Origin of the sequence: Terasakiella brassicae, from assembly GCF_014641495.1 — a bacterium.
Classification (GTDB): Bacteria; Pseudomonadota; Alphaproteobacteria; order Rhodospirillales; family Terasakiellaceae; genus Terasakiella; species Terasakiella brassicae.
Genome location: NZ_BMHV01000005.1, coordinates 196,529 through 206,040, shown reverse-complemented (window position 1 = coordinate 206,040; position 9,512 = coordinate 196,529). Strand labels below are relative to the sequence as shown.

General features: G+C 50.0%; 7 protein-coding genes. 6 read left to right on the top strand and 1 reads right to left on the bottom strand.

Features of this window, described 5'->3' with window-relative positions; genetic code table 11:
• Positions 1–219 precede the first annotated feature (219 nt).
• The 5 genes from IEW74_RS05170 (at position 220) to IEW74_RS05150 (ending at position 7,273) form a co-directional block, all read left to right on the top strand.
• Positions 220–486 (top strand): hypothetical protein, encoded by a 267-nt coding sequence (locus IEW74_RS05170; RefSeq protein ID WP_188662349.1) that lies wholly within the window; start codon positions 220–222, stop codon positions 484–486.
• An 83-nt stretch (positions 487–569) separates the two neighbouring features.
• On the top strand, positions 570–1,457 hold the full coding sequence (locus tag IEW74_RS05165; protein WP_188662347.1) for a glycine--tRNA ligase subunit alpha: 888 nt from the start codon (positions 570–572) through the stop codon (positions 1,455–1,457).
• A gap of 2 nt (positions 1,458–1,459) precedes the next feature.
• Positions 1,460–3,544, top strand: a complete 2,085-nt coding sequence (glyS, locus tag IEW74_RS05160; protein WP_188662345.1) for a glycine--tRNA ligase subunit beta — start codon at positions 1,460–1,462, stop codon at positions 3,542–3,544.
• Positions 3,545–3,649: 105 nt separating this feature from the next.
• Positions 3,650–6,316 carry a pyruvate, phosphate dikinase gene (ppdK, locus tag IEW74_RS05155; protein WP_188662343.1) on the top strand — a complete coding sequence of 889 codons (2,667 nt, stop codon included), beginning with the start codon at positions 3,650–3,652 and terminating at the stop codon, positions 6,314–6,316.
• A 15-nt stretch (positions 6,317–6,331) separates the two neighbouring features.
• Entirely contained in the window at positions 6,332–7,273 is a 942-nt protein-coding gene (locus tag IEW74_RS05150) for an ArgK/MeaB family GTPase (protein WP_308419083.1), read from the top strand.
• 7 nt (positions 7,274–7,280) lie between these two features.
• Here the strand turns inward: IEW74_RS05150 and IEW74_RS05145 are convergent, their stop codons facing one another.
• A complete protein-coding gene (locus IEW74_RS05145; RefSeq protein ID WP_188662341.1) occupies positions 7,281–7,895 on the bottom strand; it encodes a FecR family protein in 615 nt (204 codons plus the stop codon).
• A gap of 224 nt (positions 7,896–8,119) precedes the next feature.
• Between IEW74_RS05145 and IEW74_RS05140 the strand changes: the two genes are divergently transcribed.
• Positions 8,120–9,448, top strand: coding sequence for a sodium-dependent transporter (locus IEW74_RS05140; protein WP_188662339.1), 1,329 nt, complete (start codon positions 8,120–8,122; stop codon positions 9,446–9,448).
• Positions 9,449–9,512 lie beyond the last annotated feature (64 nt).

Sequence of the window (9,512 nt, the reverse complement as noted above, 5' to 3'; positions counted from 1 at the left end):
TCGTTTGATAGAGTTTTTGCCATAAGGGCTGGCCTCCTTATCCAGCCCTTGAATTGAATCACAAATCATCCAGAAAGGGAATCCCTTACGATTCAAAAGCTATGGGAGCTGCTCTAGTCTTCATTATCTGCAAAACAAATAAAAAATCTATTTCTTGAGGAGGGCAGCTTTGCTAAAACTGCCCTTTCGCTATTTCTGTCGTAAGGATTGTTTAGACCGATGTTTGGCTTAAGCCCGAATAAGATCCTGTTTACCGCTTTGATCATTGCGGCCGTTTGGTACGGTTTCAAATGGTTGAATCGTTTGCAGGCCGATCAAAAAAAGAAGACCAAGCAGGCGGCGCGCAATGATCGCACATCAGCGGGCGGCCCCGGTTCCAAAGATGCGGATTTCGAAGAACTGGTTGCTTGCCCCACGTGCGGTGATTATGTCATTGCCGATAAAAAGTCGGGCTGTGGCAAAGAGAATTGTCCTTATGATAAATAATCGCGAACGAACTTGACCTGATATAGACTTATCAGCTAGTTTTTTCGCGCTGCAACAAACGTTTTTTAAAGATTGTGAAGACTATGGGCACGACACCCAATAAAAAAACCTGTTTTCAAAACCTGATCCTGTCTCTCCAGAATTTCTGGGCGGAAAAAGGATGTGTCATCCTGCAACCCTACGATATGGAAGTGGGTGCAGGGACTTTCCACCCGGCAACGACCTTGCGCACGTTAGGGCCGAAACCGTGGAAAGCTGCGTATGTGCAACCGTCACGCCGTCCTGTCGATGGTCGTTATGGGGAAAACCCCAACCGTTTGCAGCACTATTACCAGTTTCAGGTTGTTTTGAAACCGTCCCCGGATAATTCACAGGATTTGTATCTGGAATCTCTGAAACATTTGGGGATCGATACGGACCTGCACGATATTCGTTTTGTCGAAGATGACTGGGAAAGCCCGACATTAGGGGCTTGGGGGCTCGGCTGGGAAGTCTGGCTGGATGGTATGGAAGTGACCCAGTTTACGTATTTCCAACAGGTCGGCGGTATCGAATGTGATCCGGTGTCGGTTGAATTGACCTATGGTCTGGAACGTTTGGCGATGTATATTCAGGGCGTGGAAAACGTCTATGATCTGGATTACAATGGGGAAGGCGTTTCCTACGGTGATGTGTTCCTGCAAAATGAACGTGAACAATCCGCTTTCAACTTTGAACATTCCAATACCGATATCTTGTTCCAGCATTTCCGTGATGCCGAAACCCAGTGTCAGCACTTGTTGAACTTGGATAAACCGCTTGCGCTGCCCGCTTATGAACAATGCGTGCGTGCCAGCCATACCTTTAACCTTCTGGATGCGCGCGGGGTTATTTCCGTGACGGAACGTGCCGCTTATATCGGGCGTGTACGGGCAATGGCAAAAGGCTGCTGCGAAGTCTGGATGACGACACAGACAGGTGAGGAGGCGTAAAAATGGCTGAGCTGTTACTGGAAATTTTAAGCGAAGAAATTCCGGCTCGTATGCAAGTGCGTGCTGCAAATGACCTGAAACGTCTTGTGTGTGAAGGCTTGGATAAGGCCGGTTTGGCATATAGTGATGCGCGTAGTTATGTAACACCGCGCCGCCTTGCCCTTGTCATTGATGGCTTGCCGCAAAAACAACCCGATGTGCGCGAAGAACGCAAAGGGCCGAAGGTCGATGCCCCGGAAAAAGCCATTCAAGGTTTTTTGGGCTCAACCGGGCTGACTTTGGATCAATGCGAAATTCAGGAAGGTAAAAAAGGCAGTTTCTACGTTGCTGTTATTGAGAAAACCGGACAAGATACCATTTTGGTCTTGCCGGAAATTTTGATTGCAGCATTAAATGCGTTGCCTTGGCCAAAATCTATGAAATGGGGTTCTAATTCTTTGCGCTGGGTCCGCCCGTTGCAAAATATCCTGTGTGTTATGGACGGGGCAGTTGTTCCGTTTGATTTCGGGCCTGTGACCTCTTGCGGTTATACCCACGGCCATCGTTTTCTGGCACCAAAAGATTTTTCGGTTGATGATTTTGCCAGCTATCAAACGCTTTTGCGCGAACATAAAGTCATTCTGGATCAGGATGAACGCAAACAAGCCATTCGTGAGCAAGCCGAGGCTGTCGCCAAAGAACAAGGCTTCGTTTTAAAAGACGATGAAGGCCTGCTTAATGAAGTTACGGGTCTGGTTGAATGGCCGGTGGTTCATGCAGGTCAAATTGATGATGCGTTTATGGAAGTGCCGCAGGAATGTTTGATTACGTCCATGCGCTCCCATCAAAAATATTTCTCCTGCCTGAACGAAGACGGCACATTGGCCCCGCGTTTTGTGGTTGTAGCCAACAAGGTCGCCCCGGATGGCGGGCAGGCGATTGTCGCCGGGAATGAACGTGTTTTGCGGGCGCGTCTATCTGATGCCAAGTTCTTCTGGGATCAGGATTTGAAGAAAAACCTCGAAGATTTATTGCCGAAACTGGATGATATGTTGTTCCATGCCAAGCTTGGATCAATGGGGCAAAAAGTTCAACGGATGGAAAAATTGGCCGGGGAACTGTCTTCGATGATCGAAGGGGCTGATCTTGGCCTGTCGTGCCGTGCGGCCCATTTGGCAAAAGCCGATCTTGTTTCCGAAATGGTTTACGAATTCCCGGAACTGCAAGGGATCATGGGTGAATATTATGCCCGTCGCAAAGGTGAAAAGGATGAAGTCGCCCAAGCCATTGCACAGCATTATGCCCCGCAAGGCCCCGGTGATGAATGTCCTAGTGCGCCAAACTCCGTGGTGGTTTCTCTGGCGGATAAAATCGACACGCTGGTCGGTTTCTGGTCCATTGATGAAAAACCGACAGGGTCCAAGGATCCGTTTGCGTTGCGTCGTGCAGCCCTTGGCATTATTCGTCTGGTACTGGAAAACGGTCTGCGCTTGAATTTGCTGGATGTCTTCTCGCAGGCTCATACCGCTTATTCGACGGTCAATGGTTTGAGCTCCGTTCCGGCAGACCCGTCTGCGAACGAGCAAAGCCTGCTGGATTTCTTCGCCGATCGTTTAAAGGTTCACCTGAAAGACGAAGGTATCGCACATGACATGATCACGGCTGTTTTCTCCAAGGGGGATGAAGATGACCTTGTTCGCTTGTTGGCGCGTGTACAGGCGTTGAAAGCGTTCCTGTCAAATGATGACGGGGCAAATTTGGTTGCGGCCTATCGCCGCGCAATGAACATTGTTCGCATCGAAGAGAAAAAAGATGGCGTCAAATATGACGGCGATGTCGATGCATCCCTTTTGGAACAGGATGAAGAACAAAAACTGTTTGAGAAGCTGGAACCAGTCATGGGGACTCTGGGCTCTGCTCTTAAAGACGAACGTTTTGCCGAGGCAATGACAGCTCTTGCTGCCTTGCGGGGACCGGTGGATGCGTTCTTTGAGACGGTGACGGTAAACTGTGAAAACGCCGATGTACGTGCCAACCGTTTGCGTCTGTTGTCGCAAATTGGCCGTGCCTTGGACGGGATTGCGGATTTCTCCAAGCTGGAGGGATAAGCCGTTCGCCTGATTTGTGTTTCCCGAAGGTTTCGGGAATCTGTTTGACAGAGTTCCCCGTCTTTAAAAGGCGGGGACACAAGTGCTTTGAGAGGCGACAAGAACATGACGAAATGGGTTTACACCTTCGCAAAAGGTAAAGCCGAAGGCCGTGCCGATATGAAGGAACTGCTGGGTGGTAAAGGTGCCAACCTTGCACAAATGAGCAACCTTGGTATTCCCGTACCCGCCGGGTTTACAATCACGACCGAGGTCTGCACCCATTTTTACGATAATGGACGAACCTATCCTGATGATCTGAAAGAACAGGTCATGGCCGCTTTGACGGAAATCGAAGGGCATATGGATGCCCGCTTCGGTGACCCGAAGAAACCGCTTTTGGTGTCGGTGCGCAGTGGGGCGCGTGCCTCCATGCCCGGCATGATGGATACGGTTCTCAACCTTGGTTTAAATGATGAAACAGTCGAAGGTCTGGCACACGCATCGGGGGACGCCCGTTTTGCCTATGACAGTTATCGCCGTTTTATCCAGATGTATTCCGACGTGGTTTTAGGTGTCGATCATTATATCTTTGAAGAACTGCTGGAATACCTCAAGGACGAAAAAGATTATACCCTTGATACGGATTTGACGGGGGAGGATTGGAAAGAACTGTGCGTCCAGTTCAAAGATAAAGTCCGTGAAGAACTGGATGAAGAATTTCCGCAAGACCCCGGTGCGCAATTATGGGGGGCTGTTGGTGCCGTGTTCAAATCATGGATGAATGCACGGGCCAATACCTATCGGATTTTGCATAATATCCCGGCTGAATGGGGCACGGCGGTCAATATTCAGGCAATGGTCTTTGGCAACATGGGTGAAAACTGCGCCACAGGTGTTTGTTTTTCGCGCAACCCGTCCACGGGGGATAATCATTTTTATGGTGAATATCTGGTCAATGCGCAGGGCGAAGATGTGGTTGCCGGGATCCGCACCCCGCAACCTTTGACCTTACTTGAAAAAGAAGAAAGCAGATCCAGCCTTCCGGCGATGGAAGAGCTTATGCCGGATACGTACCGCGAACTGGTTCAATATCGCGATCAACTGGAAGCTCATTATAAAGATATGCAGGATATGGAGTTTACCATACAGGAAGGTAAGCTTTGGATGTTGCAAACCCGTGTTGGTAAACGGACCACAAAGGCGGCGTTGAAAATCGCCGTGGATATGTGCCATGAAGGCTTGATCAGTCGGGAAGAGGCGGTTATGCGCCTTGATCCACGCTCCCTTGATCAACTGCTGCATCCAACACTTGATCCCGATGCCCCGCGTGATGTGATGAGCCAAGGTTTGCCGGCGTCACCGGGGGCCGCCACCGGGCGGATTGTTTTCAGCGCCGAAGATGCAGAAAGCTGGGTCAAACGCAAAGAAGAAGTTATTCTGGTACGCACCGAAACCAGCCCGGAAGATATTGGCGGGATGCATGTTGCACAAGGTATTTTGACCACGCGAGGCGGTATGACCTCGCATGCCGCCGTGGTTGCGCGCGGTATGGGCACGCCCTGTGTGTCCGGTGCCGGGGATTTAAAGGTTGATCATCGCGCCAAAACATTGACCAGCTTCAATGGTAAGGTTTTGGTTGAAGGCGATGTTATTACAATTGATGGATCTAATGGGCAGGTCATGGCCGGGACAGTTCCGACGATTCAACCGGAATTAAGCGGTGATTTTTCCAAATTGATGGAATGGGTGGACGAAATCCGCACAATGGGCGTTCGCACCAATGCCGAAACACCCCATGATGCCGAAATGGCGCGATCATTTGGGGCAGAAGGGATCGGTCTGTGCCGCACGGAACATATGTTTTTTGACAGTGCCCGTATCAATTATGTCCGTGAAATGATCCTGGCGGATAATGAAGAAAAACGGCGTGAGGCGTTGGCGGATATTTTGCCGTTCCAACGTCAGGATTTTGAAGACCTGTTTGAAATCATGGAAGGTTTGCCAGTTACCATTCGTTTGCTGGATCCACCGTTACATGAATTTCTACCCCATAGTGAACGTGACATGGCCTTGGTTGCCGAAGTCGCAGGCATGTCGGTTGAACATGTCAAGGAACGTGCCAGTGAAATGGCGGAACAAAACCCCATGTTGGGCCATCGCGGGTGCCGTTTGGGTATTACCTATCCTGAAATTTATGAAATGCAGACACGCGCTATTTTCGAAGCCGCGTGTAATGTGACCAAACGGGGGGGCAAGCCGGTTGTCCCGGAAATTATGATCCCGCTGGTTGCCATGAAAGCGGAACTTGACCGTTTGAAAGAGGTGGTTGATAAAACGGCGCATGAGGTCTGTCAGGGCGAAGGGATTGAGATCGATTTTATCGTCGGAACCATGATCGAATTGCCGCGTGCTGCTTTGCGTGCCGGGGATATTGCCCAGACGGCAGAATTCTTTAGTTTTGGGACAAATGATTTAACGCAAACGACTTTTGGGTTATCGCGTGATGATGCCGGTAAATTCTTGCGTGTCTATCAGGAACGCGGTGTGATTGAGGTCGATCCCTTTGTTTCTATCGATCAGGATGGCGTGGGTGAACTGGTTCAAATGGGCTGTGAACGAGGCCGCGCGACACGCCCGGATATCAAACTTGGTATTTGCGGGGAACATGGCGGCGATCCGGCATCGATTGCTTTCTTTAATCGTATTGGGCTGAACTATGTGTCCTGTTCGCCGTTCCGGGTGCCGATTGCCCGTTTGGCAGCAGCTCAGGCCGCTATTCGTCAAAGATAAAAACTCAGGCAGACTATGAAGACGATTGATTTTGACCAATTAAAAAGCGGTAAAAAAGCCGCAATGGCGCGCGCTTTGGCCCAGGTGGAACGTGACCCTGATAGCCGGGCAACACTGGATTTGCTGAACCGGGCCTATCGCGAACCACAAGCACAGGTTATCGGCATTACCGGGCCACCGGGTGTGGGTAAATCCACATTAACCAATGCCCTGATTGCCCAATGGCGGGCGTTGGGCCGCACTGTCGGTGTGATTGCGGTCGATCCAAGTTCGCGCCGTACCGGTGGTGCCTTGTTGGGGGATCGCACCCGTTTTACCACCAACCCGGACGATCAGGGGATTTATGTGCGTTCAATGGCGGCACGTGATCGTTTGGGCGGGTTGGCTGGATTAACGGTCTCGGGCATGGTCTTGATGCGCGCCGTGTATGATGTTGTTTTGATCGAAACGGTCGGTGTCGGGCAATCAGAAACCGATATTGTCGGGGTGGCGGATACGGTTTTGTTCTGTGTGCAACCGGGTTCTGGCGATAGTTTGCAGTTTATCAAGGCCGGGATTGTTGAAATACCGCATATCGTGGCGATTACAAAGGCAGATATGGGCGCACCGGCACGCCGGGCTATGGCCGATATGAAAGGTGCGCTTAATCTGGCCGGGCGTATGGGGAGCGAACCGTGGGATATACCGGTTTTGTTGTTATCTTCCATGCGCCAGCAAGGGGTGGATGATCTGGTTGCGGCCTTTGATACGCATTTTGAATTTTTGAAAGCGAATGATTTTCTGAACGGTGCCCGCCATACGCAAGCCCGGCAATGGCTGGAAGAAGCTGTGCGCGAAAAATTCGGGCGTGTGGGCCTCGGCCATGTGGAAGGGGATTTGGATATATCCCCCGCAGACTCGCCCTTTGAACGTTTGTATGAAATCTCACAGGCATTCCAAGGGCGATGGGGAAATTAAGGTTTTCCTATTCAATTGTTTTTTTAGCCTGAGCGACTTGTTCCGGCGTTAAGGTGAAAACGTTAACGGTGTTTTTGCCTTTTTCGATGACAACGGCTTCAAGCGGATTCGTCAGAACAATTGTTTCTTTTCCACTAGTAATGCGTAGTTCGCCATCATCCAGCAGGGCCATTGTTAACTTATCGGCTGTTTGATGACCCCAAAAATCGGTTCCACGAATGCCGATGGTGGCCAACGGGGTCTGGAGGGTGAATGTGCTGCCATCCATTTTATTTAATGCGCCACTGACCATGCGAAAAACACCTTGGCTTAAGGTGAAAAAGGCTTTGCCGGGTTTGTTGGGCTGATAGACCAGTTCATCAATTTGCAAGCTGGAATGATCGCCGAGATACAACATTGTATTGTCGCTAAATCGAATTTCCATGCGGGAGGCCGCACCTGTCTTAATCGTGTCCTGCCAAAACACAGGGTCATCCTTGCGTTGACTGAAGATGTTATCCAGACGCACAACCGATGTGGCACCGCTGGCCCGCAAGGTTGTTCCGACAGGTTTATTGGCCCAACCGATGGATGTACAGACGAAAGAAATGAGAAAAGCAAGAAGAAGGACGGAATTTTTCAAGGGGGGGATACTCCTGTTCAAGGGGAGGCAAAGATATATTGCTGTAATAAAATTACAAAATTGACCATTTGGTCAAGCGTTTCATTCTAATTTATTCAGAAACTTCGCAAGCCTATTTCTCGCGAAAACATGTAATTTCGCCCGTTATGGTGTGAATAAAAATATACGTCATAAGAACGTCAAAGCAAGCACCTTAACTTGGTAAATTGGGATTTATATTAGCAATGAATACACGGGAACAATGGGGTTCACGTCTTGGTTTTGTTCTGGCGGCTGCGGGTTCTGCGGTTGGTCTGGGTAACATCTGGAAATTCCCCTATATGACAGGTCAAAATGGCGGCGGCGCTTTTTTGATCATTTATCTGGCTTTGGTTTTCACAATTGGCTTGAGCGTCATGCTCGCTGAATTTGCGGTGGGACGTGCGGCCCAGCGTAATCCGATTGGTGCCTTTGCCGTCCTTAAAGGCAAATTATGGCCTATCGTCGGTTTTTTGGCCGTTCTGGCCGCCTTCCTTATTCTGTCGTTTTACAGCGTTGTTGCGGGCTGGACGATTGCTTATATCGTCAAGATGGCCAGTGGGGCCCTCGTTGGTGGGGCTGATGAACTTGGTGCTGCTTTTGGCAACTTTATTTCTGATCCGGTCCAACCGATCATCTATCATGCTTTGTTTATGGGCTTGACGATTGCCGTTGTATTAGGCGGTGTACATGACGGGATTGAACGGGCCTGTAAGGTTCTGATGCCGCTGCTGTTCATCCTGCTGCTGGTTTTGATCGGTCGTGCCGTGACTTTGCCGGGCGCGGAAAAAGGGTTGGAATTCTTCTTGATGCCGGACTTTTCCAAAGTGACGGCAGAAACCTTTAATGGTGCGCTGTCACAGGCGTTTTTCTCGTTGTCCATCGGTATGGGGGCAATGATCACTTATGGTTCGTACCTGAATAAGAAAGAGAACCTCGGTAAATCCGCAATGTGGGTTACATCATTGGATTCCGGTGTGGCTGTTTTGGCCGGTTTGCTGATTTTGCCCGCTGTTTTCGCCTTTGGGTTTGATCCTGCGGCGGGTCCGGGGCTGACATTCATTACGCTTCCGGCTGTGTTCGCGCAAATGCCGGGCGGAACGTTCTTTGGTGTTCTCTTCTTCGCCTTGCTGACGATTGCAGCACTGACGTCTGCGGTTTCCCTGTTGCAGCCGATTGTCTCTTATTTCAGTGATGAAAAAGGCTGGAATCCAAAAATTGCAGCCGTTGTGGCCGGGGTAGTTATTTTCACCTTGGGCATTCCGTCTTCCTTGTCTTTGGGCGTCTGGAGCGATTTCCACATTATCGGCGAAAAAGGTTTCCTCGATTCTATGGATTATGTGGCTTCCAACATTCTGTTGCCCGTTGGCGGTATTCTCATTACCATTTTTGTCGGCTGGATAATGGCTGACAAAATGAAAGAGGAAGTCACGAACAATGGTGAAAAATCATTCCCGTTCTTGGGGGCATGGCTGTTCATCTGTCGTTTCGTTGCACCGGTTGCGGTTGCATGGATTTTGGTAAGCGGCCTGTAATTTCCGGTTCTTAACCGACTTTCATTAACACCCCGTTCGAGTTTTATCTCGACGGGGTGTTTTT